We start from the raw sequence: 23,681 nt of genomic DNA on the forward strand, positions 1-23,681 counted from the left end.
TCTAAGTAGAAAAGGAGGCGAAACGCATGGAAAAGAAAGAGGAGCAATACATCAATCAGGCTGAATATGTCCCTCATCCGACGAAGGAAGGAGAGTATGCCTTATTTCTTCATGAAACGTATCATTTGCTTTCTGAAGATGACGAGACACAAACAACAGAATAAGGGCTTAGGCCCTTGTTTTGTTCCGTAATTGTGATGTAAGCGCATTTATTACTTTTTTGAGTTGACACAGCTTGTTTTTTTCTGTAATCTCAGTGTGTCAATTCAATTAGGAACTTCGTTAGGTGAGGCTCCTGTATGGAGATACGCTGCTGCCCAAAAATGTCCAAAGACGCCAATGGGTCAACAGAAATCATCGACATAAGGTGATTTTTAATGCAGCTGGATGCTTGTCCTATGCCATACAGTGCTAAAGCTCTACGATTGAAGGCGCCCGCACGCTTTTTTTGCCGTGCTTCTTTCACCTTCAATCCCGAAGGCTTTTTTTATGCCTTTAAAACGAAACCAATCAAAGGAGGTGCGGAGTATGGATTCTCCCCATTCGAGTCAATCTGAAGAAGTACCCATATACTATGACAGCAAGACAATTGATTACACGATGAGGAGACGAACTGCCGCACCTTCTGGCGAGGCCGGCACGTCTCCGTAGAGGAGGTACGAGTCCCGATGGTTCAAAACATGACCTATGACGAACTCATTTTACGCATCATTATTTTACTGCGAGACGGGAAAATCAGGGATTTCAGAAGTGTTATTGATGAGCTTCAGCCCTATGACATGGCATTTATTTTTAAAGAAATGCCGGAAAAACACCGTGCCCGCTATTTATCTTATTTAACTGTAGACGATATCACTGATATGATCGGGGAGCTGGAACGCGAATTTCAGCTTGTCGTCTTAAATAAAGTCGGAAAAACAAAAGCAACACTGGCGATGAATAAAATGGACAACGATGACCTCGCTCAATTGCTTGAAGAAATGGACGAAGAACTGAAGGAACAGCTTTTGTCCAGCATGGAAGCGTCAGAGTCAAAAGCTGTACAGCTCTTGATGAATTACCCGGCTGATTCAGCGGGACGCATGATGACAAACCGGTATGTGTGGATTCCTCAGCATTACACGGTAAAAGACGCGGTCGTCAAGCTGAAAAGCTTCGCTGAAATAGCTGAATCGATCAACTACTTATATGTTATTAATGAAAGCAAACAGCTGGTTGGGGTTCTTTCCTACCGCGATTTGATTCTGGGTGAACCTGAAGAAAAGGTGCAGGATTTAATGTTTACCCGCGTCATATCAGCAGATGCTCTTCAGGACCAGGAAGAAGTTGCCCGCCTGATTGAACGTTACGATTTTTTGGCAATACCGGTTGTAGAAGAAAACAACGTGCTTGTCGGTATTGTGACGGTCGATGATATTATCGACGTCGTTATTCGGGAAGCTGATGAGGATTACGAAAAATTTGCCGCTTCCGGTAAAGACATCACCTTTGACACAAAAGCTTACGTGGCGGCATACCGGCGCCTGCCATGGCTGATTTTACTCTTGTTTATCGGACTGATTTCAGGAAGCATTATCAGCTATTTTGAAGATGCGCTGAAGCAGGTTGTCGCGCTTGCGTTTTTCATGCCGATGGTGTCAGGGATGACAGGAAATACGGGAACACAATCTCTCGCGGTTGTCATCAGAGGTTTGTCTAAAGAAGAAATGAACAAAAAAACGATTGTGCGCCTGATCTTCCGGGAGTTCAGAACAAGCATTTTTATCGGAGCGGTTTGTTCTGTGCTGATTGCGATTGTCTCCATCATATGGCAGGGGAATGCGCTTTTGGGATTTGTTGTCGCCTCTTCACTGTTCTTAACCTTAATCATCGGCACGATGTCAGGAACGATTATTCCTATTATTTTGCACAAACTGAAAGTAGACCCGGCGATTGCTTCTGGACCGCTGATTACAACGTTAAACGATATTTTATCTTTATTAATCTACTTTGGCATTGCCACTGCATTCATTCACTCATTATAAACGTAAAAAGTCCGTCTCAACTGCGAGCCGGACTTTTATTATTTAACGGTTTTTGTACCGAAAGTGAGCATTAAGCTGCCCCTCCAGCATTTTTTTCCGCACTTGCGGATCGTTTTTTAACATCTGTTCTTTTTTGCGCATATCCTTTAAAATCTCTGCCGTCTGTACGCCGTCTTCACGCTTATTGGCGATATCCATCAGCCGCTCCACATCGGCAAAGGAGTATTTTCTTGTCCCCCTTGAAGAACGCTGCGGGTAAATGAGCTTTCGTTCCTCATAATACCTGATCTGTCTTACGGACAATCCTGTCAATTCACTCACAATTCCGATTGAAATCACTTTTTTGTCTTTATAAGAATGATCTTCTGTGGTCATTTTTCCACCCCTGGATGTCTTTTGATAATAGTATATAAAAAACAAAGAGAAAAAACCTGACGCTTGTCATATTTTCTAACATCAAATAGAAGATTTTTGAAAAAATACGGAAGAAAAATTAACAAGAATAATGCGTAACACCCAAGCGCGTTTTATCCTTTATGTAACGAATCAAACGAGGAGGAAGGATAATCATGGAGGAAGAAAAAGCGGTCTCACTGGCAAAAGAAATTATAGAGTTGGATATCAAGCGTGATGAAATGCTGGAGACGTTTATGCAGCTTGCCGGAGAACAGGCTTTTCAATTATTAAGATCGGTTCAAAACGGACAATACCGAAAATCTTCGTAAACATAAATTCTTTACATTAGATTCATACCACGTTCATTTAAAAAGAGTATCTTTTGTATAGGATACCTCAAAATGAAGGAGGACGCTATGAGTAATTTATTGAAATCCGCTTTAGAAAAAGAACGACGCCATTATTCTGAAAAACTCTATCAGATTGGGGTTTATAATAAAGAGGTCATGAACAAAATGACGATTTCTGAGCTTCGGAAAGAATACGCTTATTTCTTTCGAAGCATTACAAATCATAAAAATTATCCTTATACAAGATAATGTATAAGGATTTTTTTGCTTTTAGAAGGAATTTCTCGAATTATAGCGAATACGTATAGTAAGGGACTGAACTCTTATTATATGTAAGGGTTTTCATTATTTTTTTATAAAAATCCTATATACGAGGTAGATATGATGAGATTATCGTTTAACGAAGAAGAAGTTGAGCGTGCGATGAATTTGTACAGAGTTTTTGCAAGGGCTTTCAAAAGTGTGTCCGAACATAGTATCCGTGATAGCAAAGAGCACGGTTTTAATCCCACTGAATTTGCTGTACTGGAGCTCCTGTACACAAGAGGCCCGCAAAAATTACAGCAAATTGGGTCGAGACTTCTGCTTGTAAGCGGAAACGTCACATATGTTATTGACAAACTAGAAAGAAACGGGTTTTTAGTAAGGGAGCAGGACCCAAAAGATAAACGCTCTGTTTACGCACATTTAACTGACAAGGGAAATGAGTATTTGGATAAAATTTATCCGATTCATGCACTGCGTATTGCGAGAGCGTTTTCAGGTCTTTCGCCTGATGAACAGGACCAGCTGATCGTCCTGCTCAAGAAAGCAGGCATACACAGCCAGCATTTGCTGTTTCGTTAACTATTCTACACTCTCTATTTCAGGAGAGTGTTTTTTTGTTTCCATATGATTCTTTTTAAAACATCTTCAATCTTCCTATCAGACATTTCGCCAAGGTATCCATTGACGTGTTTTTTATACTCCTTCATCTGTTCGTTCGATTGAAAAAATACCGCGATATACTCTTCTGCTTTCTGCATGTCCCAGTTTCTCATATCTGTGACGAGCTTCCTTTCATGTAGAAGGTTTAAATTCATTTCCTCCTGTCCCGGCAGTGCATGATAAATAAATACCGGAAGCCGTTTCTGTAAGCATTCACTGATGGTCACGCCTCCGGGTTTAGTCATGATGCCTGTCGCCTGTTCGTACAAACGGTTCATCTCTGCTTTGCTGTGAAGGTAAGGAATCGCCTCAATCAAGGGGTGGTGTAAACTTTTGACATAGGAGTAGAGCTTTTCGTTTCTGCCGCATAATATTTTGTATAAGATCTTTCCGCCTGGCGACAGTTCCTGCACCCATTTTAAAATCCCACCGACCCCCATACTGCCCCCTGTGATGATGATGGTATATGGCGGATGGTGCTGCAAGGTATCTGCTGATTCCATTTCAAAATTTCGGTGAACTGGAATGCCGGTCAAGTATATGTTGTTCTGATCGATCCCCTCTGATATTAGCTGCTTCTTTACTTCCGTGCTCGGAACAAAATGGTAATCAATGTTCTTCCGTCCCCATAATTGATTCACGAAAAAATCAGTGTATACATTCACAACCGTCAGATTCGGATATTCAGGCTTTAGTCGGTTCAGCAGATAAGAAGGCAGCGCATGTGTGCAGAAGGCGATATCAGGCTGTTTTTCTTGGAGGATGTGCCTCATTTGCTGTGTGAACAGCCATTCGTACATGAAATAGCGTTTGTCATGCTGAAATTCTCCGCAGGCGAGGAGCCTGTAAATGCCGCTGTACGTTTTCGGGAAATATTGAATCCATTTTAAATAAGCCACGGAGGACAATTTTTCTAAACGGCTATACGCATGTGAAAAGATATCAATCTTTTCAGCTGCCAGCCCTTGAGACTCTAATTCAGCCTGCAATGCATCAGCCACATGATGATGGCCGGTGGAAATGCTTAAAAAAGGAAAAATGAGAATGCTTTTCATGACAGTCCTCCTAAAAAAATATGGCAACTATATTTTGAGGAGAACGTTCACAAAATATAAGGGTGTTTTTGATCATAAGGAAGGTGAAAAGATGAAAACTTGTTTCCTTTCCATATGGAGAGTGGTTGACCCGATTTATTTCTTTTTTTCAAGGCTGACCTTGGTTGACAAAGATCGTAAAAGCGTCTTTCGAGTCAGGCTGACGAAGTACAAAGGACATCATGTCGTGCTTAGCGACGGAACGCATATAAGAAAAAATGATGTGCTCGTTAAAATCCACCTGCATAACATAAAGCTGATCAGGGAGCTTCAAAGCATTGAGAGCGCAGTCAGAAAGGGAATCATTATTTATCAGAAAGTATATCAATCGATGCCGCTTCTTCTTGACTATATTAACAATCATAAAAAAAGCGAGAAAATCAAAGGAATCATTGGGATTACAATGCTTGACAAAGGTGTGGAAAGGCTCGGCTTTGATGTGATCACCCCGGTGAATCCTTTTTACAGATGCTTTAAAAAAGTGTCCCATGTGCCGATTTTATATTTGACTTCAAAGCCTGTGAGCTTGCGGCATTTACCGAATTCATCCTATTTGTTTATCTCAAAAGAAAAGCTGCAGAAAACCTATCAAAAAAAAGACTGATGCCTCGGTCAGCACAGTCTTTTTTGATTAAATCTGATGAAATGTTACTTCAGGACGGCTTCCGACACGGATATTTACGCCGGTTTGTCCCAAGCCCTCGCTGATATAAAATGGTTTATCGTGATGATAATGAAGGCCTTTAATCATGTTCATTCGCACGAGCTTTCCCATTTTCACCAAATGATACGGTTTTGGCCAGTGAATTTGCCCGCCGTGAAAATGTCCTGACAGCAGGTAATCATAATGAACATCTTTCATATCCAGAATAATATTTGGGTCATGTGTTAAGACAAGATGATAGCCATTTTCCAGACTTCGATAAGAGCCGTTGATATTACTCCGATTCGTACTGTAATCATCAATGCCAATAATATTGACTGGCCCTGCAGCCGTCTCGATTCGAACATGTTCATTTTGCAGCGTGATACAGCCGTTTTCCTCTAAAACTCGCTTCAGTCTCTGAAAGTCCTCTTCTTTCAATACATAATCGTGGTTACCGAACACCGCGTACATTCCATATGCAGGCTTTAGCTTTTGCAAGGCGTTCAAGTAACCTGCCAGCTTCGGAATATTACGTTTCCGATCAAGAAAATCCCCGGTAAGAGCAATGATGTCCACAGGCTGATCTTTTGTTAAATGATACAGCTCCTCAGGTGAGACTGAAATGTTTTCCAAGTGAAGATCTGATAAATGAAGGATATTTAATTTTTTTCTGGTTGGAAGGCCGTCTTTTTGGTCGATTGAAATGGTGTTGACTTTCACATCTTTTGTATTGCGGTTCGCTTTATATAGAAATGGCACAAATACGAGTATGGCCAATGAAAGTAAGATTGTAAACAAAATATATCCCCTCCCTTCTATCAGTATAGTAAGTGATCAAGCCCTATGGATAGCGGGAATTAATGGGTAGAGACAGGTTGAAAAACGGATTGTCATATGATGAATGATTTGGAAGGGAAAAGGGATAATAAATTTTGACACATGAGGCAGAACATGCCGACGGAGTCAGAATAACAAATGGATGTGTAAGCAATGTTACGATTGATGAGACAACAAAAAAAAGAAACATATTATCTCTGGATCGCATTATTTCTTCTTTTATTGTATGTATCCCCGCTTTTTATTTTAAAGGAAGATGCCCATATCCGGGTCCACGATAATTTAGATTCCAACATCGCTTGGTACAAGGTTCTGGCCGATAGCGGAGAAATCGTCGGCAAGGTTGACGCTGCCATTCCGCAAATCATTAACGGGCTGCCCCGGGATGCCTTTGGCACCGAGTGGAGCGGAATTGTTTGGCTCCATGCTTTCTTTTCTTCCATGACCGCCTATGCAATAAGCCAGACGGTTACAAGAGTTGTCGCTTTTTTTGGAATGTATGTGCTGCTGAAGAAACATATAATCCCGGAACCAAAAGCGGCTTTCATCCGAATTGGCGTATCGCTTGCATTTGCCTTAACACCGTTCTGGCCTTCGGGAATGCTGAGTACGCTTGGGTACCCTTTGGCACTGTGGGCTTTTTTAAATATCCGAAAAGGGGATATCTCATGGAGAGAGTGGCTGACGCTGGGCTTGCTCCCTCTATACTCAAGCTTTGTTCTAGGCTTCTTCTTTTTCCTGGCAGGGATGGCGTTTTTTTGGCTGTATGATGCCATTACAAAAAGAAGATGGAATTTGATGTTCTTAGGCAGTATTGCATTTATGACGAGTATCTATCTTTTCGTTGAATATCGGCTTGTCTATTCGATGCTGTTTGAACACGCACCGATGCATCGTATCGAATTTATCTCATCCAGGCATGACGTTTGGCATTCTCTTCGGCTATCCGTAAAAAACTTTGTCTATGGCCATAATCATGTGATGACCGTTCATACCGTTGTCATCCTTCCGATCCTGCTGGTCGTATTTGCTGCTCTGCTGTTCAAACGAAATCGGACAAAGCCAGAAAATGTTTATCTGTTTTTATGTGTGCTTAATTATGGATTGTCATTATGGTATGCGTTTTGGTTCAACAAAATTTGGGCTGTTCCAAAGCAGAAATTTGCCTTTTTAGCTGAATTTAATTTTGCCCGTTTTCATTTTCTTCGGCCGCTTGTTATATACGTGAGCTTTGCGCTTGCTTTATATCTCATTTGGCGGATGGGGAAAGGATGGAAATGGCTTGTGTACGCCGCAGTCGCTGCACAGCTGATGGTGTTGGCGCCTTTTAATGAAGAATATACGTATGGCGTTCATTACAACGCGCCGACATTCAAGGAGTTTTATGCATCGGAGCAATTCAAAGAGATTAAGGAATATATCGGACGTCCGCAGGATTCGTACAGGGTGGCGAGCATCGGACTGCATCCGTCTATCGCCCAATATAACGGGTTTTATACGTTAGATACGTATAACAATCTGTATCCGCTTTCATATAAATATGAATTTAGGAAAATCATCGAAAAAGAGCTGGAAAAAAATTCTCGGCTGAAACAATACTTTGATGAATGGGGCAGCCGCTGCTACCTTTTTGTCGATGAACTCGGTAAACGATATGATTTCAAAAAGAACTCGAAGAAAACGATCAACAACCTTCAATTAAATACAGATGTATTTAAAAAAATGGGCGGACGGTACATTTTTTCTTCAGTTCCGATCATGAATGCTGAACAAAACCATCTCGCGCTCGTAAAGACGTTTGACCATAAAGATTCCGCCTGGCGCATTTATTTATATGAAACAAGATAAGGAGGATATCGATTGAAACAGTCACAGCCAGTATTAACCATCGTCGTCCCGTGTTTCAATGAAGAGGAAGTGTTTCAAGAAACAAGCTGTCAGCTGACAGAGGTTGTAGATGATTTAATTGAAGAAAAATTAATTGCTGAAGACAGTAAAATTCTGTTTGTCGATGATGGCAGCAAAGACCGCACTTGGGCTTTAATTGCTATGGAGAGCATAAGAAACAAGAAGGTTACCGGCTTAAAATTAGCCTGCAATGTCGGCCACCAAAAAGCGCTTTTAGCCGGACTGCATAAAGCGAAGAATAGGTCAGACTGCGTCATTTCGATCGATGCTGATCTTCAGGACGACATCTCTGTGATCCGGGATTTTATGCTGAAGTATCATGAGGGCTGCGAGATCGTTTACGGTGTACGCCGGAGCAGAAAAACCGATACCTTTTTCAAGCGCACGACCGCGTTAGGGTTTTATCGTCTCATGAATAAGCTTGGGATTAAATTAATTTATAATCATGCTGATTTTCGTTTAATGAATAAAAGGTCCCTTGAAGAGCTTGAGCGTTATCCGGAAGCGAATCTGTTTTTAAGAGGTATTGTCCCTATGATCGGCTTTAAATCGGCCGAAGTGTTGTATGACCGCAAGGAACGCTTTGCCGGCAAAACGAAATATCCGCTGAAAAAGATGCTATCCTTCGCTTTTAACGGGATTACTTCATTCAGTGTCGCACCAATTCGATTCTTTACGCTTTTAGGGTTTGTTTTGTTTTTCCTCAGCGCTGTGGCAGGGATTGGCGCGTTTATTCAAAAGCTGCTCGGCCATACGAATGCAGGCTGGGCGTCTCTCATCATATCCATTTGGTTTTTGGGCGGGTTGCAATTGATGGGAATTGGCATCATCGGAGAGTATATTGGAACGATTTTTTCTGAAGTGAAAAGACGGCCGAAATACGCGATTGATATTGATTTGTATAATGAGCAGCTGAGCCCGCTCCAGCGCCAGGAAAAAGAGCGGTTAGAAAAAAAGTACAGTTAAACGGAAAGAGCTGACTTCATTAGTCAGCTCTTTTTCTTTAACTGATGCAATATGGCGCTAAGCGGTTCGTCTTGCGGGTTGCGGTAAAAATCAAAAAATGGGCAGCCCTGCTTCTTAATTCGATCGATGACCGTATCAATTGTAAACAGAGTGGGTGTTAAAGATGATTGCACCTCATGCCAGTAGAGAGGGGCTGCGACAGTCCCAAGCTCATTTCCTCTCGTCGAATAAGGACAGATAATCGTTTTTCCTTCTGCATGCTGCAAATAATCAAGATACAATTTGCCGTGTCTGTTTTTAATCAAGCGTTCAGTGGTAAATAGCTCGGGAAATGCATTGGTGCAGTACTCTGCGATCAGCTGCGTAAAGTGGCGTGTTTCTTCATACGTAAATGCCTCGGGAGACAAGGGAATATAAAGCTGGATGCCTTTGTTGCCGGACAGCTTCGGGTACGATGTGATGCCAAAGGAATCCAACAGCCGCTTCAGTTCATTTGCGGCCTGCACGGCCATAAGAAAGTCATCTCGCGAAGGCGGGTCTAAATCAATGACAATCTCAGCCGGACGCCTGCTTTTAATGGTTTGAAAAGGAACGTGAAACTCCAAAGCAAGCTGGTTGCAAAGCCATAGCAATGTAGACATATCCTCACAGACAATATGTTCATGGCTCCCATCATAGAAAGATTGAACAAAATCCGGCGCATAGTCCGGCTTGTTTTTTTGGAAAAATGATTCGCTCCTAGATCCATGCGGATAGCGGATGACGGTGACAGCCCGGTTTTTCAGAAATGGGAGCAGATAGTCACTGACTTCAATCATATACTGAATAAAATCTTCTTTTGTTTTTTTATTCTTTTCAAATATGATTTTATCCAGGCTTGTGAACTGGAGCTTTGGGTGAACCGGTTTGGAGTGTCGTATGACTTGCGCATATGTGCATTCGGTCCAGTCCATTTGGAATTCGAAACCGATAAACGATACCTCTCTTAATGTGCCTTGGAGAATTGTTAAGTATTGAACAGCTGCACAAATCGAAGGTTCAAGCGTAAATTCGCCTGAGGGTGTTTGCTGTCCGTGCTGTTCCATAATCTCGCGTATAGCGCTTTTTTCCTCATCGCGCATTCCGTGCGAGACAGAGGCAATCGGTGTCATTATTCCGTTTTTTAACACAGATACCGTCACAAACCCGTTGTTAGGGTTGAACCCTGTTATGCAAACATAAGCTTGTTTAAAGTTTTTATATTTGAGCCAATCGGACGACCGCTTCTTTTCAAGCCATTTGCTGTTTGTTTTCTTCGCTACAATTCCTTCTCCGTCATATTTTATTACCATCTCCCAGAGTTGATCAAAATGATCATAACAGGGAATGGATTGAATGGTTTCTTTTGCGTAAGGATCTGGAGATGCAGGAAGCTTTGCTGCGGATATGAGTTCACGCAGCGATTTTTTGCGGTCCAAATACGAAAGAAGCGTTACATCTTCTCCGCTTCGCTCTAACAAATCAAAGGCGAGAAAGCAGCACGGCCGCGCGTTTGCCGATTCCTGAATCTTGTCTGGCCTTTTCAAACGCCCCCGCACTTGAAGGTGTTCAAAATCTGCACGACAAGGATTCACCAAACATACGATTTCACCATCAAGTGTCAGCGGAAGCTCTTTTTCCATGTGCTGAAAGGCAGTTTTGGCGAATTGTGTGATTTCAGGGAAGGTGCTGCTGAGCTCCACACCATTTCTGCTGGTTAAGGTCACACCTGAAGAATGGATGCGGAGAATACAGCGGTACCCATCATATTTTACTTCGTAACGCCATTCTGCTCCGATTGGCGGTGACGAAGTTAAGACCGGCTGCATGGTAAACGCCATGGGCTATGACGTGCCGGAGGCTTTTTTTCTAGTTGTTTTTTGTTTTTTATCTCCGGCTCCTTTCGGTTCAGCGGCTTGTGCAGGTGCGGTAGCCGGTGTCTCCCTGTTCGGCCTTCTGGTTCTGTCAATGCTGGCTTGCAGAGCGCTTACCAGATCAATGACATCTTCACGAGGTGGCGCTTTATCAGGAGTGACGGCCGTTTCTTTATTTTCTAGCTTGTCGTTGACTCTTTGCAGCAGCGCCTGTCGGTACGTGTCTTCATATTTCTCAGGTTCAAACTCAGCAGTCAGTTCATCTATTAATGTGATAGCAGTTTGCAGTTCCTTATCGTTTACATTCGATTGATCAGGTACACCTGGGACATGAGCGGCGCTTCTGACCTCATCGGGATAATGGATAGACTCCATGACGATACAATTTTCATAAACGCGGAGAATCGCCAGCTGCTGCTTTGACCTGATTGTCATATTGGCGATACCGATCTTTCCGGTTGAGCGCAGCGCCTCACGCAGCAGGGTATAGGCCTTCGTCCCATTATCCCCGGGGCCGACAAAGTAGGAGCGGTTAAAGTAAATCGGATCAATTTCCTGAAGCTGAACAAAGTCAACAATTTCAACCGCTTTCTCCTCATGCTCCTGTTTTAAGCTTTTTAAATCTTCGTCCGTCAGCACTACATATTTCCCTTTTACATATTCATATCCCTTCACAATTTCATCAGGACTAAGAGTTTTTTCGCAATTTGTGCAAACTTTCTCGTATTTGATTGGTGCGTGATCCTCTTTATGGAGGCTGCGCAGTTTAATATCTTTATCTTCTGTGGCCGCATATAGCTTGATGGGGATGTTTACTAATCCGAAGCTGATCGATCCTTTCCACATTGTATGCATATCGATAAACCCCTTTTTTTCTTTAGTGTGAAGAGAAGGAGTACGATTCATGTGTAGTAACTTATGGGTGAAAAAAAGCCGGCGCTGTTATTGCGACGGCTGTTCAATAATGAATTGTTCGAATTGTTCCGGAGGTATTGGCCTGCTGAAAAAGAAGCCCTGCAAATGGTCACAGCCTTTTTCATATAGAAGCTGCTTTTGAGCTGCATTTTCCACACCTTCGGCAATCACCTGTAAAGACAGCTGATGCCCCATGGCAATAATAGCTCCGGTAATTTGCTCTGATTTAGGATGGGTCTGAATATCGTCAATAAATGATTTGTCAATCTTCAGCCTGTGAATCGGGAAGTCCTTCAAATAGCTAAGGGAGCTGTGACCAGTACCGAAATCGTCAATACTGATTCTGATTCCTAATTCTGTAAGGGATGACAAAACCTTTTTGGAGTGATCGAGATTGTCCATTGTCATGCTTTCCGTCACCTCCACTTCAAGAAGCTGCGGAGGAAGCTGGTATTTATTAAGCGTATCCTTGATGAGGGGAATCAGATCTTCGGATTGGAACTGTCTGGCGGAAATATTAATGGCGACAGAAAGATCATAGCCTTTGTCGTGCCAAATCCTTGCCTGCTTGCATGCTTCATCTATAATCCACTTTCCGATATCAATAATAAGTCCCGTTTCTTCTGCGACACCGATGAATTCTCCGGGCGGACGCAGTTGCCCGTCTGGTGTCACAAGGCGTATCAGTGCTTCTGCTCCTGTCATTTTTTGTTTTTTTACACTGAATTGCGGCTGATAATGCAAGACAAATCTATCGTTTTCGATTGCTTCTCTGAGTACCATCTCTTGGTTAAGCTTGACGGTTTCTTTGTTGCCAATTGAAAAAGAATAGTATCTGTATTTGCTTTTGTTTCGTTCTTTAGCCGCATACATCGCCATATCAGCCTTTTTCATCAATTCAAGGCCATCAGTCCCGTCTTTTGGAGATATCGCAATCCCGATACTGACAGATGTGACAAGGGTGTGATCTTGAATCTTGAAAGGTTTTTTGAATTTTTGGATAATTTTTCTTGCTAAAACATCTGCTTCGCCTGTTCCTGTATTGGCGTCTGTTAATATAATAATAAATTCATCACCGCCAAGACGGGCGATAAATCCGTTATCAGGGACTACAGATGACAAACGTTTAGCCGCAAACTGAAGCAGTTGATCGCCGACATTATGCCCTAATGCATCGTTAATCACTTTAAACCTGTTTAAGTCGAGAAAGAAAACAACGGTGTTATAATGCAAGGTATGCTCGCGATTCAGCACCTTTGTTAGATGAGAGATGGCATGCCTTCTGTTAGGTAAGTCTGTAAGCGAATCATAATGAGCCATTCTATGGATTTCTTTTTCTGCTTTGTACTGCTTCGTCATGTCTTTGCAAATGACATAAATGCTGTCCAGTTCTTGATTGACCTCAACAGGTATGAGCGTAATATTTAAGTGAAACTGGCCTTTTTCAGTGATAAGTTCGCTATCGCTGTTCATCGCTTGTTTATCTTTTTTAACTTGCTCAAAAAGGCGCTTAATCTTCTGTGATGTGTAATTCCTCCAGTCATGCATGCTGAAGCCAAATTTGCTGATCATTTCCTCACCAGCGTGATTGGAAGATATTATGTCTCCTTCTAATGATAAAATAAAGATTGCATCAATATTGTGGACGATTAAAGACTGAAATCGCTGTTCGTTATCCTTTATGCGTTCGCTCTGTTTAATAAACTTTCGATCTGCATGGGAACTGAATAACAATAACGTTTGGATACAAAAAATAATTAAAGTAACAAAAATTGACCAATGAAACGTTTGCACCTCCATATGGCTTCCGGGCGGAGCCGTGTCCTTATGGAAAGTTGCCGCAAGCATCCCTGTGTAGTGCATGCCCGAAATCCCAATACCCATTACAATTGAACTGACGACTTTATAGAATATAAGATGCTCAGAATGTTTTTTTACGGCCAAGTCAAAGAATATTTTTAACGAGACGAAAGAGGCTGCAATCGCAATGATAATTGAAGCTGTAAATAAAATCGGTTCGTAAATAATCATTACCCGGGAAATGGCAGACATTCCGATATAGTGCATAGAAGCAATAGATGCACCAAGCACAACTGATCCGGTAAGCAGTCTGTAATATGTAAGTATGTGCCGGCTGACAAAATATAATGACACAAATGATCCCGAAACAGATGCGCCAATGGCTGCCATTAAAGGCATGAATTCATATTCCATCGGCATTTCCATATGGACCGCCATCATCCCTACAAAATGCATTGACCAAATACCGAATCCCATAATAAGTGAGCCGCCGATCAGCCAAATTTTACTTTTTAAGCCTGTATTGATGGTGACTTTCCTTGAAAGTTCAAGGGAAATATACGAGGCGGTACAGGCGATAAGAAAAGATAAACATATGAGCGTCGTATTATATGTAACGTGTATTTCCAAATGGAGATTCCCCCCGTATCGTGTGTTCCAGTCTTGTTGACTCTCTTTATTATCGGCTGCTTAACCGCAGAGTTTCAGCCTTCAAAACGATAGAAATACGAGGGAGATCTATTTTTAGTTCAACTGACCGTGAAAAATGTGTTAAAATCATCTTGACGTTTTCCGAAAAAACAAAAGTGTATGATACATAAACATGAAACAAGGGAGTTGGTGGCTATCGAAGAGCTGGTTATGTCATGGATAGAAGCATTTAAAAGCTTATCTTATTTTGGAATATTTCTAGCGCTCAGTATTGAGTTTATCCCGGCCGAAGTCGTCTTGCCGCTTGCGGGCTATTGGGTATCTAAAGGCGATATGACACTTGCCGGCGTTGTTTTGGCAGGATCGCTTGGGGGAGTGGCCGGTCCGCTTACGCTGTATTGGATAGGCCGGTACGGAGGAAGGCCGTTTCTTGAACGTTTTGGGAAGTATCTCTTTATTAAACCTGAAGCGCTTGATAAGTCAGATGAATTTTTCAAAAAACATGGAGGCTTTGTCGCCTTCAGCGGCCGTTTCTTGCCTGGCATCAGGACATTGATTTCCATACCGTGCGGAATTGCAAAAATGAATGTTTGGGTGTTTTCGCTTTATACATTCATTGCTATGCTTCCGATTACATTTGTATATGTTTATCTCGGTGTGAAGCTCGGTGAAAATTGGAAGGAAGTCGGCTCTATTCTTGATCAATATATGCTTCCGATCGGGATAGCCATTTTGGCGCTTTTCCTGCTCTACTTACTGATGAAAAAGAGGAAGAAACGCACGCACTCCGAACAATTATCTGTATTTTTGAAAAATAAACGTTGACAAATCATTGCGCTGCGCATATCATTGACGTATAAAATCATATTTCTTGAAATCCCAAAGGGGAGTAGCGTCCGGAATGTATTCCGGAAACAAAGTCGTCATTTCATGGATTGTATCCATCGGCTTTGTTGGCATGCCTGAATTCATGTCTAGCAAGACCTTTGCCTTATGTCGGCAAAGGTCTTTTTTGCATGGTCCGGCCGGCATAAGATCGGATGAAGAGAAAGAAAACAACTTTTTTGGGAGGGTATCATTTATGGATGCAGCATTATTATTAGAGTATGGTTGGGTTCTTCTCGTCTTGATCGGGCTGGAAGGGATTTTAGCCGCTGATAACGCGCTGGTTATGGCGGTAATGGTAAAACATTTGCCGGAGGAAAAAAGAAAAAAAGCGTTATTTTATGGATTGGCAGGGGCTTTTGTTCTGCGATTTGGCTCTTTATTCGCCATTTCATTTTTGGTCAACGTATGGCAGGTTCAAGCGATTGGCGCGATCTATTTGCTGTATATCTCAGCAAGCCACTTATTGAAAAGATATGTATTTAAGAAAGAAGACACACATAAAGAGACGAAGCAAAGCGGTTTTTGGCCGACTGTTTTAAAAGTTGAACTGGCAGATATCGCGTTTGCTGTTGATTCCATCTTAGCAGCAGTAGCGCTGGCGGTTACACTTCCTGGGACATCACTCCCGAAGATCGGCGGACTTGACGGAGGACAATTTCTCGTCATTTTGGCCGGCGGTATCATCGGACTGGTGATCATGCGGTTTGCGGCTTCCATGTTTGTGAAGTTATTAAAGGAACGTCCAAGCCTAGAAACAGCAGCCTTTGTGATTGTCGGCTGGGTCGGAGTGAAGCTTGCTTTATATACGCTTGCCCATCGCGACATAGCGGTTGTTTCTGAGCACTTTATCCATTCTGGAACATGGAAGCTGATATTCTGGGGTGTCTTAGCAGCAATCGCGGTTTGCGGCTGGTTTATGTCAGGTGGGAAAAAACAGCCGGAGGGCGCACAAAACGAACAAAAAAACAGCACCCGTGAACGGGCGTAATCTGAAAGACTCTGCTTAAAAGCAGAGTCTTTTTGTGTTTGAAGCGTTTTCATAAGCGAAATAAAATAACATTTTTATAACATCTTTGTTACAAAAAACACGCATAAAACCCCCTTAATTCTTTAGAAAGGCACGAAATCATGTATAGGACGTCAGAATGGTTTGTCATAATTGAGACATTGGAAATCAATATTTCTTTTTCTCCTTTGCGAATCCCTATCAAATTAGCTATCATTAATGAGTAGTTATAGGGAGGAACTGAGGTGAAACCAGTGCTTAGCCTTTTGTTTAAATTGGGAAAAAAGAAGCAAACACTTGAAAAAGCTGTTGAGAGTATACAAAAAGGCAATAAAGATCTGCAAAATGAATTAATACAGCAATATAAGCCATTTATCGCAAAGACGGTTTCATCCGTTTGTAAACGATATATAGATGAAAAAGACGATGAGTTCAGTATTGGACTGATCGCGTTTAATGAAGCTATAGAAAAATATTCACCTGAAAAAGGAAATTCTCTGCTCGCATTTGCTGAGCTTATTATAAAAAGAAAAGTCATTGATTACATTAGAAAAGAAGCCAGAAGCGCACAAAATATAAATATCGATTTACAGGAAGGAGACGATCAGGAGTCATCACAAAGCCTGATTGAAGCCGAGCTTTCCATTGATGAATACCGCCGTCAGATTGAACAGGAGCAGAGGCGGGAGGAAATCCTCTATTTTCAAAAGCAGCTCAAGGATTATGGTTTATCGTTTAAAGAACTGCTTGAAAATTCTCCAAAGCACACGGATGCAAGGCAAAACGCCATAAAGGTGGCAATGACGCTTGTTGAACATGAAGAATTGGCCGCTATCCTGTATACAAAGAAGCAGCTTCCGGTCAAACAGCTTGAACAGCTTGTCTCTGTAAGCCGAAAAACGATTGAGAGAAACAGAAAATATATTATTGCGATGTGTATTATCATTACGGGTGATTATATTTATTTAAAAGATTATCTTAAAGGGGTGCTGCACTCATGAGAAGAGGGATTATAGTAGAGAAAAATAAAAAATTCGTCACGTTGCTGACCCCTGACGGACAATTTTTAAAAGCCAAAAATGATCGACACAGCTATGAAATCGGAGAAGAAATCGTGCTTCCGAGTGAAACACGCATGGGCAGAAGGGCCAGCTTTTTTGATTTTTTTAAACTGCGCCCTTTCAAAATGGGGATTTTTACGATGACTGCTATTATGCTCTTTATTTTTATAGTTCTCCCCGTTTTTTCTAATAATAAGGCCTATGCGTATATGACAATCGATATCAATCCAAGCGTCGAAATGGCGTTAAACAGCGATTATGAAGTGATTGAACTGACGCCTCTAAACGATGAGGGACAGAAAGTCGTGAATGATATAGATGATTGGGAGAAGACTGATTTTAAAAAGGTGATTGACGATATTATAACCGACTGCAGTGAACACGGGTATGTAAAGAAATCGAAAGAAATATTGATTTCCACTGTTTATGAAAACACAGAAGACAATACATATAAAAAGGCTGTGAAAAAACAGCTGAATGATGTGACTGAAAAATATAAAACGACATACCGCATGGAATCTCTCGAGTCAGATATGCAAACGAGGGAAAAAGCGAAGAAAGAAGGCGTCTCAACAGGCAGCTACATCAAATCAAATGAAAAGAATGACAATAAAGATTTAAAAGATGACTCCAGCAAACCATCCGGGGAAGAGGATCAAAAGAGTGATGAAAATGAGGATGAAAACAACGATCAAACTGACACCCAGGACAGCAAGCAAGGAGATAATGAACAGCTGAATGATGCGGATTCCGGAGACCAGAAAGAAGATAAAGCGGATGACCAGATTGATGATAGTGACAAAGATAAAAAAATAAAGGAATCAGATGAAAATACAAATACCGAAAAAGATGGGGACCATGAGCAAACCCCAATACAAGATCCTCAAGATAAAGGAAATGAAAATAACGGCGCTGACAAGGGTCAAAGCCAATATCACAGGGACTGGAACAATGGTGAACAAGGCAAGAACCGTTCTTCGTCCAGAAGGGATAACGCTTCAGACCGACGTAATCCAAACGGCTACAGCAGTGATAATAATTCAGCTCAAAATGAAGATTCGCCGAGTGCCCCCGGCGAATAAAGACCTGAATTTATTTAGTTGTGCCATTTAATTGTGATTGTGCTTGCTGTACCAGCCGCTTTGTCATTTCTCCGCCTACAGAGCCGTTAGCGCGTGCGACTGTATCAGAACCAAGGTTCACACCGAATTCTTGAGCCACTTCGAGTTTAAATTGGTCTAGTGCCTGCTCCACCCCTGGAACAACGAGTTTATTTCTGCTCGCCATCTTTTTCATCTCCTTTTTCGATAAAGAAATTCTTAACGCGTATTTAGTTTGAAATATACGGGGTTTATTTATGCTGGCAATTGTTGTGGAGAAAAATAAAACCCCGGCCTCTGAGCCGGGGTGACGCAGACTATAGAATGTCTGCTGTCATTTTATGTGCGGTTGCCTGAATATGGAACGTCAAAATGGAGAGAACTGTAATGGCGATAATTTGTCTGATTTTAAGCCATTGGCCGTCATTCAGTTCTTCAAAACGGTGACGGAGACGCTCTGTCTCCTGTTCGGCGATCTCCTGTAGATTGGATTCTTTCATAGAAGGAGTATCTTGGTGATGGATGGCATCAAGCACATATGCGCAGCTTTCATAATAAGCAATCGGGCTGATGACATCATCAGATCTGTCTGAGATTGTGTTAAAGGCCACTTTTAAAATAGCCCGTATGTGTTCAAAGTCATAAATGGATTTTAAATCACGTACAATTAAAAGAATAACTGCCTGTTCAACTGAGTATTTTTTGCCCAGCTCAGGGTGTCCGATCAGATCTTTGATATCACGCTTTACCCAGTTTTGAATCGCGGTTGACTTTAACGAAGTCAGCTCGCATAAGTTGCCAAGCTCTACGATTTCATTTGTAGAAAGACCGTATTCTTTTTTCTGTTTTTTTCGTTCGTATCTTGTAAGAAATTCAGGAATTTCTAGATGATTGGCTGCTTTTTCTGCTGACATGTTCGCTGATTGGACGAGAATGTCGAGCGGGCTATGTTCTCCTTGTCCTTTTAGGGAATAGAGCAGCCGCACCATATCGGTTCGAGAGAGTTTAAAAATGTTCATTGTTCACCTCTTTAAACAATTTGACGCGGATATAGGTCTATGTATATATTCAAAGTTCAAGCGTCAGCAAATTACATTAACATCATACGTCGAATTCCTTGCATTTTCAAATGGATGTTTTATAATTTAAATATACGGGTTCTTTTGAACTTAAAATAACGGAGGTTGTTATGGCGAAAAGAATTTTTCTGTTTATTCTAACGAATATTTTGGTGCTTACAACAATCGGGATCGTTTTGTCTGTTTTAAGCTCTGTTACAGGAGTCGGGACGTATTTTACAGCTGATGGCGGTATCGATCCAATGGCGCTTCTTGTGTTCAGTTTAGTCGTTGGATTTGTCGGTTCCTTTACGTCTCTTGCGATGTCCAGATGGATGGCAAAGACGATGATGGGCGTCAGAGTGCTGAATCCGAAAAAACACTCGCTCAGCTATGAGGAACAGCAATTGGTTGATCGTGTTCACAGATTAAGCCGCTCTGCCGGTTTAACGAAAATGCCGGAAGTCGGGATTTACCGTTCACCTGAAGTAAACGCATTTGCGACTGGACCGTCAAAACGCCGTTCACTTGTCGCAGTATCGTCAGGGCTACTGGAGCAGATGGATGACGCAGCGGTTGAAGGTGTGCTTGCCCACGAGGTCGCGCATATCACAAATGGTGATATGGTAACAATGACGCTTTTACAAGGTATCGTTAATACCTTTGTCGTCTTTTTATCGCGTATCGCCGCTTGGATAGCAAGCCGTTTTGTCAAAGAAGATCTAGCGCCGATCGTTCATTTTATTGCAATGATTATTTTTCAGATTGTCTTTTCGATACTTGGCAGCCTGGTTGTGTTTGCGTATTCACGCCATCGTGAATTCCATGCTGACAGGGGAGGAGCGGATCTTGCCGGCAAGGACAAGATGATTCATGCGCTGCGGACGCTTAAAAGCTATTCTTCCCGGATTATGGAAGACGATCAGACAGCTGTCCAAACGTTAAAGATTAATGGCAAGAAGCGCTCTTCGCTTTTCTCTACTCACCCTGATTTAGATGAGCGAATCAGACGGCTGGAAGCTAAATAATACAAACACATTGTTCCTCTGAGAGAATTCTCAGAGGTTTTTTATTTTATCCATTGACTAAAATCATAAAAAAATAAGCAAGTTAAGAAAATGTTTCGTAAAAGCCTTTAAAAATGGACCTAATATCTTTAGAATAATTACCGTACTTAAAAAGAGAGGCAGAAGGATTTTACATGAGATTAAAGTTTGGAAAATTGATACAGGCCTTGTCACCGGCCCAGCTGATCGCATTATATTATTTTCTTGCAGTTACTGTGGCCGTTATATTGCTGAGTTTGCCGGCGGCCCATAAACCGGGGGCAGATTGGACGTTTATTGATGCGCTTTTTACAGCTGTCAGTTCAGTCAGTGTAACGGGGCTGACAGTTGTTGATACAGCTGATACATTCAGCACAATAGGGATTTTTATATTAGCATTTGTTCTGCAATTTGGCGGAATCGGAATTATGACGCTCGGAACGTTCATTTGGCTGATCATGGGAAAACGAATCGGGCTGAAAGAACGGAAGCTGATTATGGTTGATCAAAACCAATCCCAGTTTTCAGGAATTGTCAATCTGATGAAGCAGGTACTGTTTCTGATCTTGTGGATTGAATTTTTTGGCGGGCTGATACTCGGCACATATTTCTTAACCTACTATGACTCCTATCAGGAAGCCTATTTACACGGATTTTTTGCCAGTATCAGTGCAACGACAAACGGCGGATTTGATATTACCGGTAATTCGATGATTCCATTTCGCCACGATTACTTTGTGCAGTTTATTACAATGCTTTTAATTATATTTGGAGCGATTGGATTTCCCGTGCTTGTTGAAGTAAAGGATTTCCTGTTTTCAAAGCATCGGCGTTATCCATTTACGCTTTTTACAAAGATCACGACGATTACGTTCGGCTCACTTGTCTTGTTTGGAGCCATTGGCATCTTTGCCCTGGAAGCAAACCATGCGTTCGCAGGAAAATCATGGCATGATGTTTTGTTTTTGTCCCTGTTTCAATCAACGGCAACCCGAAGCGGGGGGCTGGCAACAATCGATATCAGCCAATTATCAGATTCCACACTCTTTTTTATTTGTGCGCTGATGTTTATTGGAGCGTCGCCAAGCTCAGTCGGGGGAGGCATACGGACAACGACTTTTGCTTTGAACCTTCTTGCGCTGTTTCATTTTGCCCGCGGCAATAAGGCCGTAAAGGTATTCAAACGGGAGCTTCACCCTGCTGACTTGATGAAGTCGCTTGTTGTCACGATGATGGCGATCCTGCTCGTTTTTGGCGCGACACTCATTCTGACCATTACAGAAAAGCATTCCCTGCTGGAGCTTTTGTTTGAAGTGTGCTCGGCATTCGGTACAACCGGCCTGTCGCTTGGAATTACGGCAGATTTGAGCAGTGTTGGAAAATGCGTCATTATGATTGTCATGTTTATCGGGCGAATCGGCATTCTAACCTTCCTGTATCTGATCGGAAGAAAGGAAATTGAAGCGAACTATCACTATCCGAAAGAAAGAGTGATTATCGGATAGGCAAAACACCGCATACTTTGCGGTGTTTTTTGATTGCCAAAAAAAAGATGTGTGCCTCCTGTTCAGTTGGAGAACCTAACTTCGACAGGTGCAATTTACGCTCCTGCATCTTAAAATGTCTGAAAACTGGCGAGGAGGATTCGTATGAAGCGTAAAGCTGAAGTGAATGAAGCCATTAAAAATAACAATACACCTACCGAGAGCATGGACCCCAATTCATATAAGACACAATATCATGACGACCCCAATTTTAGAGGGGCAAACCGCAATTCCAAACAGGGCCAGCAGGGAGGCATGTAGTTGTGAAGAAAAACCGTCATAGCAGAGACATGCAAAATCATAAAAAGCCTATGAATAAAAAGGTGCTGGAGGAAGAGTTCTCAAGTGAACTTGGGGATTACAATGCCGGGAAGATCATCGAAACGCTGGAAGTCACCAAGCCTGAAAAGAAAAAAGAAAAAAACAAAAATAAAAAACAAAAATAAAAAAGACCTCTTAGGCGGCGTCCGCTTAAGAGGTGCTTTTTCTATTTTAAATAAGCATTTTTGCCCGTTCCTCTGACAAATTGCAATAAGCTGGTCATCCTCAGCTCAATGAAGGGCTGAGCGACTGTCTTAACAAAGTTGCTGGAGAGGACTGATGTCAGGGCTGCTGTTAAAAGCAAGAGGATCACTAAGCTTTGATAGTCAGTAAGCCAACCCTCAAGCCCGACCTGCCGTAATGTTTTAATAATAAACCCGTGAAGCAGATACACGTAAAATGTCCGGGTTCCCCATTTGGTAAAGAAATACCTTTTTTGCGGAACAAGCGCTAAAAAGCTGAAGGTTGCCCCAAAGGCGAGTACATACCAGCCGATTCGGGATAGTCCGCTTACCAGGGTAACGTCTCCAAATGAAGAATACGGTTTTGAACCAAACAGAAAAGAATAGTCAAAATCGATGCCCCAGCAGATGACGAATACTGCGGCAAGCACTCCGAGCGCAATTTGTTTGCCGCGTTTTGATCTCAATAAATCAAAATGATGTTTATTTAAATAAAAACCGACAAGGAACATCGGTAAGAATACGAATGTCCGTGACAAGCTCAGCGTGCTGCTGACAAAGTCCAGATAACCGATCAGCACGGCGATTCCGCAGCTGACAAACAGCGCCCACTGTTTTGAAAGCTTTGAAAAAGGATATAGGAGCAGGTTCCAAAAGAATAAGCTTACAAGAAACCATAAAGACCATTGCGGATCAATCGGGTTCACATTTGCCATGCTTTCATCTTGCATAATGTAATAAAAGACGGAATAAATGATTTGGAAAATCAAATACGGAATAATCAGCTTGACCGCCAGCTTTTTTACATATCCCGCCCGTTTAAAGCCTTTCGCGAAATAACCGGATACAAGAATAAATGCAGGCATATGGAATGTGTAAATGAACTTGTAGAGGTAGAGCATAAAATGATTATCATTAATAAAGGAACGAAGGATATGACCGAATACAACAAGGAATATCAATAAAAATTTTGCGTTATCGAAATAACTGTCCCGCGATTTACTCATAGCATCACCTTCTCTTTCATCAGTCACTAAGAGATTATTCCCTGCTGGTACATATTTTAAAA

26 protein-coding genes and 2 riboswitches are annotated in these 23,681 nt (G+C 41.9%); of the genes, 17 read left to right on the plus strand and 9 right to left on the minus strand.

Going from position 1 to position 23,681, the window contains the following annotated elements:
* Positions 1-26 precede the first annotated feature (26 nt).
* The 3 genes from FB592_RS07915 (at position 27) to mgtE (ending at position 2,024) form a co-directional block, all read left to right on the plus strand.
* Entirely contained in the window at positions 27-164 is a 138-nt protein-coding gene (locus FB592_RS07915; RefSeq protein ID WP_003218541.1) for a transcriptional regulator SplA domain-containing protein, read from the plus strand.
* 107 nt (positions 165-271) lie between these two features.
* A riboswitch (M-box (ykoK) riboswitch) is annotated at positions 272-437 on the plus strand.
* Positions 438-528: 91 nt separating this feature from the next.
* Positions 529-651: a hypothetical protein gene (locus FB592_RS21075; protein ID WP_009967087.1), complete on the plus strand. Its 123-nt coding sequence runs from the start codon at positions 529-531 to the stop codon at positions 649-651.
* Positions 652-668: 17 nt separating this feature from the next.
* Positions 669-2,024, plus strand: coding sequence for a magnesium transporter (gene mgtE, locus FB592_RS07925; protein WP_003232543.1), 1,356 nt, complete (start codon positions 669-671; stop codon positions 2,022-2,024).
* Positions 2,025-2,066: 42 nt separating this feature from the next.
* Here mgtE and FB592_RS07930 read toward each other — a convergent pair whose 3' ends face one another.
* Positions 2,067-2,399: a MerR family transcriptional regulator gene (locus FB592_RS07930; protein WP_003232541.1), complete on the minus strand. Its 333-nt coding sequence runs from the start codon at positions 2,397-2,399 to the stop codon at positions 2,067-2,069.
* A gap of 194 nt (positions 2,400-2,593) precedes the next feature.
* On the opposite strand from FB592_RS07930, the gene FB592_RS07935 reads away from it, so the two are divergent.
* The 3 genes from FB592_RS07935 (at position 2,594) to FB592_RS07945 (ending at position 3,616) form a co-directional block, all read left to right on the plus strand.
* The gene (locus FB592_RS07935) at positions 2,594-2,749 is read left to right on the plus strand and encodes a hypothetical protein (protein ID WP_003232538.1); all 156 of its coding nucleotides are present in this window, start codon (positions 2,594-2,596) and stop codon (positions 2,747-2,749) included.
* 87 nt (positions 2,750-2,836) lie between these two features.
* Positions 2,837-3,019, plus strand: a complete 183-nt coding sequence (gene ykoL / locus FB592_RS07940; protein ID WP_003245766.1) for a stress response protein YkoL — start codon at positions 2,837-2,839, stop codon at positions 3,017-3,019.
* 132 nt (positions 3,020-3,151) lie between these two features.
* Positions 3,152-3,616 (plus strand): MarR family winged helix-turn-helix transcriptional regulator, encoded by a 465-nt coding sequence (locus FB592_RS07945; protein ID WP_003232536.1) that lies wholly within the window; start codon positions 3,152-3,154, stop codon positions 3,614-3,616.
* Positions 3,617-3,630: 14 nt separating this feature from the next.
* Here the strand turns inward: FB592_RS07945 and FB592_RS07950 are convergent, their stop codons facing one another.
* Positions 3,631-4,752 carry an MGDG synthase family glycosyltransferase gene (locus FB592_RS07950; RefSeq protein ID WP_049139790.1) on the minus strand — a complete coding sequence of 374 codons (1,122 nt, stop codon included), beginning with the start codon at positions 4,750-4,752 and terminating at the stop codon, positions 3,631-3,633.
* Between the two features lie 91 nt (positions 4,753-4,843).
* Between FB592_RS07950 and FB592_RS07955 the strand changes: the two genes are divergently transcribed.
* The gene (locus FB592_RS07955; protein WP_031314982.1) at positions 4,844-5,395 is read left to right on the plus strand and encodes a YkoP family protein; all 552 of its coding nucleotides are present in this window, start codon (positions 4,844-4,846) and stop codon (positions 5,393-5,395) included.
* Between the two features lie 27 nt (positions 5,396-5,422).
* On the opposite strand, the gene FB592_RS07960 is transcribed toward FB592_RS07955, so the two are convergent.
* Entirely contained in the window at positions 5,423-6,235 is an 813-nt protein-coding gene (locus FB592_RS07960; RefSeq protein ID WP_049139791.1) for a metallophosphoesterase, read from the minus strand.
* A 192-nt stretch (positions 6,236-6,427) separates the two neighbouring features.
* On the opposite strand from FB592_RS07960, the gene FB592_RS07965 reads away from it, so the two are divergent.
* Together FB592_RS07965 and FB592_RS07970 are read left to right on the plus strand one after the other, a co-directional pair.
* Positions 6,428-8,122: a DUF6044 family protein gene (locus FB592_RS07965; protein WP_049139796.1), complete on the plus strand. Its 1,695-nt coding sequence runs from the start codon at positions 6,428-6,430 to the stop codon at positions 8,120-8,122.
* A 12-nt stretch (positions 8,123-8,134) separates the two neighbouring features.
* Positions 8,135-9,148: a glycosyltransferase family 2 protein gene (locus FB592_RS07970; protein ID WP_021479427.1), complete on the plus strand. Its 1,014-nt coding sequence runs from the start codon at positions 8,135-8,137 to the stop codon at positions 9,146-9,148.
* A gap of 23 nt (positions 9,149-9,171) precedes the next feature.
* Here FB592_RS07970 and FB592_RS07975 read toward each other — a convergent pair whose 3' ends face one another.
* From FB592_RS07975 to FB592_RS07985, 3 genes are all read right to left on the minus strand, one after another.
* Positions 9,172-11,007, minus strand: a complete 1,836-nt coding sequence (locus FB592_RS07975) for a DNA ligase D (protein ID WP_049139797.1) — start codon at positions 11,005-11,007, stop codon at positions 9,172-9,174.
* Between the two features lie 3 nt (positions 11,008-11,010).
* Entirely contained in the window at positions 11,011-11,895 is an 885-nt protein-coding gene (gene ku / locus FB592_RS07980; protein ID WP_049139799.1) for a non-homologous end joining protein Ku, read from the minus strand.
* A gap of 87 nt (positions 11,896-11,982) precedes the next feature.
* On the minus strand, positions 11,983-14,385 hold the full coding sequence (locus tag FB592_RS07985; protein WP_041850903.1) for an EAL domain-containing protein: 2,403 nt from the start codon (positions 14,383-14,385) through the stop codon (positions 11,983-11,985).
* A gap of 180 nt (positions 14,386-14,565) precedes the next feature.
* On the opposite strand from FB592_RS07985, the gene FB592_RS07990 reads away from it, so the two are divergent.
* The 4 genes from FB592_RS07990 to rsgI all read left to right on the plus strand — a co-directional run bounded on the left by FB592_RS07990 (position 14,566) and on the right by rsgI (position 18,443).
* A complete protein-coding gene (locus FB592_RS07990; RefSeq protein ID WP_026113618.1) occupies positions 14,566-15,231 on the plus strand; it encodes a DedA family protein in 666 nt (221 codons plus the stop codon).
* Positions 15,232-15,278: 47 nt separating this feature from the next.
* Positions 15,279-15,382, plus strand: a riboswitch (yybP-ykoY riboswitch).
* Between the two features lie 105 nt (positions 15,383-15,487).
* Positions 15,488-16,282, plus strand: coding sequence for a TerC family protein (locus FB592_RS07995; RefSeq protein ID WP_003245669.1), 795 nt, complete (start codon positions 15,488-15,490; stop codon positions 16,280-16,282).
* A 263-nt stretch (positions 16,283-16,545) separates the two neighbouring features.
* Positions 16,546-17,301: an RNA polymerase sigma factor SigI gene (gene sigI / locus FB592_RS08000; RefSeq protein ID WP_003245855.1), complete on the plus strand. Its 756-nt coding sequence runs from the start codon at positions 16,546-16,548 to the stop codon at positions 17,299-17,301.
* The gene (rsgI, locus tag FB592_RS08005) at positions 17,298-18,443 is read left to right on the plus strand and encodes an anti-sigma-I factor RsgI (protein ID WP_077670677.1); all 1,146 of its coding nucleotides are present in this window, start codon (positions 17,298-17,300) and stop codon (positions 18,441-18,443) included. Before sigI ends, rsgI begins: the two co-directional genes overlap by 4 nt.
* A gap of 10 nt (positions 18,444-18,453) precedes the next feature.
* On the opposite strand, the gene sspD is transcribed toward rsgI, so the two are convergent.
* Positions 18,454-18,648, minus strand: a complete 195-nt coding sequence (gene sspD, locus FB592_RS08010) for an acid-soluble spore protein SspD (protein WP_003218568.1) — start codon at positions 18,646-18,648, stop codon at positions 18,454-18,456.
* 130 nt (positions 18,649-18,778) lie between these two features.
* Positions 18,779-19,480, minus strand: a complete 702-nt coding sequence (htpK, locus tag FB592_RS08015; RefSeq protein ID WP_021479421.1) for a transcriptional regulator HtpK — start codon at positions 19,478-19,480, stop codon at positions 18,779-18,781.
* Positions 19,481-19,650: 170 nt separating this feature from the next.
* On the opposite strand from htpK, the gene htpX reads away from it, so the two are divergent.
* From htpX to FB592_RS08035, 4 genes are all read left to right on the plus strand, one after another.
* The gene (gene htpX / locus FB592_RS08020) at positions 19,651-20,547 is read left to right on the plus strand and encodes a protease HtpX (protein WP_003232513.1); all 897 of its coding nucleotides are present in this window, start codon (positions 19,651-19,653) and stop codon (positions 20,545-20,547) included.
* A gap of 173 nt (positions 20,548-20,720) precedes the next feature.
* Positions 20,721-22,070 carry a Ktr system potassium transporter KtrD gene (gene ktrD, locus FB592_RS08025; protein WP_032725587.1) on the plus strand — a complete coding sequence of 450 codons (1,350 nt, stop codon included), beginning with the start codon at positions 20,721-20,723 and terminating at the stop codon, positions 22,068-22,070.
* A gap of 144 nt (positions 22,071-22,214) precedes the next feature.
* On the plus strand, positions 22,215-22,370 hold the full coding sequence (locus FB592_RS08030; protein ID WP_003232510.1) for a hypothetical protein: 156 nt from the start codon (positions 22,215-22,217) through the stop codon (positions 22,368-22,370).
* A 2-nt stretch (positions 22,371-22,372) separates the two neighbouring features.
* On the plus strand, positions 22,373-22,555 hold the full coding sequence (locus FB592_RS08035) for a hypothetical protein (RefSeq protein WP_015715779.1): 183 nt from the start codon (positions 22,373-22,375) through the stop codon (positions 22,553-22,555).
* 41 nt (positions 22,556-22,596) lie between these two features.
* Here FB592_RS08035 and FB592_RS08040 read toward each other — a convergent pair whose 3' ends face one another.
* Complete coding sequence (locus tag FB592_RS08040) at positions 22,597-23,619, minus strand: acyltransferase family protein (RefSeq protein ID WP_141949433.1); 1,023 nt, start codon at positions 23,617-23,619, stop codon at positions 22,597-22,599.
* Between the last annotated feature and the right edge of the window lie 62 nt (positions 23,620-23,681).

The organism is Bacillus sp. SJZ110, assembly GCF_006715455.1.
Lineage (GTDB): Bacteria > Bacillota > Bacilli > Bacillales > Bacillaceae > Bacillus > Bacillus subtilis.

Coding starts and splice junctions, on each gene's coding strand:
- FB592_RS07930 (WP_003232541.1), bottom strand. CDS start 2,399: ATGACCACAGAAGATCATTCTTATAAAGACAAAAAAGTGATTTCAATC.
- FB592_RS21075 (WP_009967087.1), top strand. CDS start 529: ATGGATTCTCCCCATTCGAGTCAATCTGAAGAAGTACCCATATACTAT.
- sspD (WP_003218568.1), bottom strand. CDS start 18,648: ATGGCGAGCAGAAATAAACTCGTTGTTCCAGGGGTGGAGCAGGCACTA.
- FB592_RS07915 (WP_003218541.1), top strand. CDS start 27: ATGGAAAAGAAAGAGGAGCAATACATCAATCAGGCTGAATATGTCCCT.
- FB592_RS08040 (WP_141949433.1), bottom strand. CDS start 23,619: ATGAGTAAATCGCGGGACAGTTATTTCGATAACGCAAAATTTTTATTG.
- FB592_RS07950 (WP_049139790.1), bottom strand. CDS start 4,752: ATGAAAAGCATTCTCATTTTTCCTTTTTTAAGCATTTCCACCGGCCAT.
- FB592_RS07945 (WP_003232536.1), top strand. CDS start 3,152: ATGATGAGATTATCGTTTAACGAAGAAGAAGTTGAGCGTGCGATGAAT.
- ykoL (WP_003245766.1), top strand. CDS start 2,837: ATGAGTAATTTATTGAAATCCGCTTTAGAAAAAGAACGACGCCATTAT.
- ku (WP_049139799.1), bottom strand. CDS start 11,895: ATGCATACAATGTGGAAAGGATCGATCAGCTTCGGATTAGTAAACATC.
- htpX (WP_003232513.1), top strand. CDS start 19,651: ATGGCGAAAAGAATTTTTCTGTTTATTCTAACGAATATTTTGGTGCTT.
- FB592_RS07995 (WP_003245669.1), top strand. CDS start 15,488: ATGGATGCAGCATTATTATTAGAGTATGGTTGGGTTCTTCTCGTCTTG.
- FB592_RS07975 (WP_049139797.1), bottom strand. CDS start 11,007: ATGGCGTTTACCATGCAGCCGGTCTTAACTTCGTCACCGCCAATCGGA.
- FB592_RS07990 (WP_026113618.1), top strand. CDS start 14,566: ATGATACATAAACATGAAACAAGGGAGTTGGTGGCTATCGAAGAGCTG.
- FB592_RS07955 (WP_031314982.1), top strand. CDS start 4,844: ATGAAAACTTGTTTCCTTTCCATATGGAGAGTGGTTGACCCGATTTAT.
- ktrD (WP_032725587.1), top strand. CDS start 20,721: ATGAGATTAAAGTTTGGAAAATTGATACAGGCCTTGTCACCGGCCCAG.
- FB592_RS08030 (WP_003232510.1), top strand. CDS start 22,215: ATGAAGCGTAAAGCTGAAGTGAATGAAGCCATTAAAAATAACAATACA.
- htpK (WP_021479421.1), bottom strand. CDS start 19,480: ATGAACATTTTTAAACTCTCTCGAACCGATATGGTGCGGCTGCTCTAT.
- rsgI (WP_077670677.1), top strand. CDS start 17,298: ATGAGAAGAGGGATTATAGTAGAGAAAAATAAAAAATTCGTCACGTTG.
- mgtE (WP_003232543.1), top strand. CDS start 669: ATGGTTCAAAACATGACCTATGACGAACTCATTTTACGCATCATTATT.
- FB592_RS07935 (WP_003232538.1), top strand. CDS start 2,594: ATGGAGGAAGAAAAAGCGGTCTCACTGGCAAAAGAAATTATAGAGTTG.
- FB592_RS07965 (WP_049139796.1), top strand. CDS start 6,428: ATGTTACGATTGATGAGACAACAAAAAAAAGAAACATATTATCTCTGG.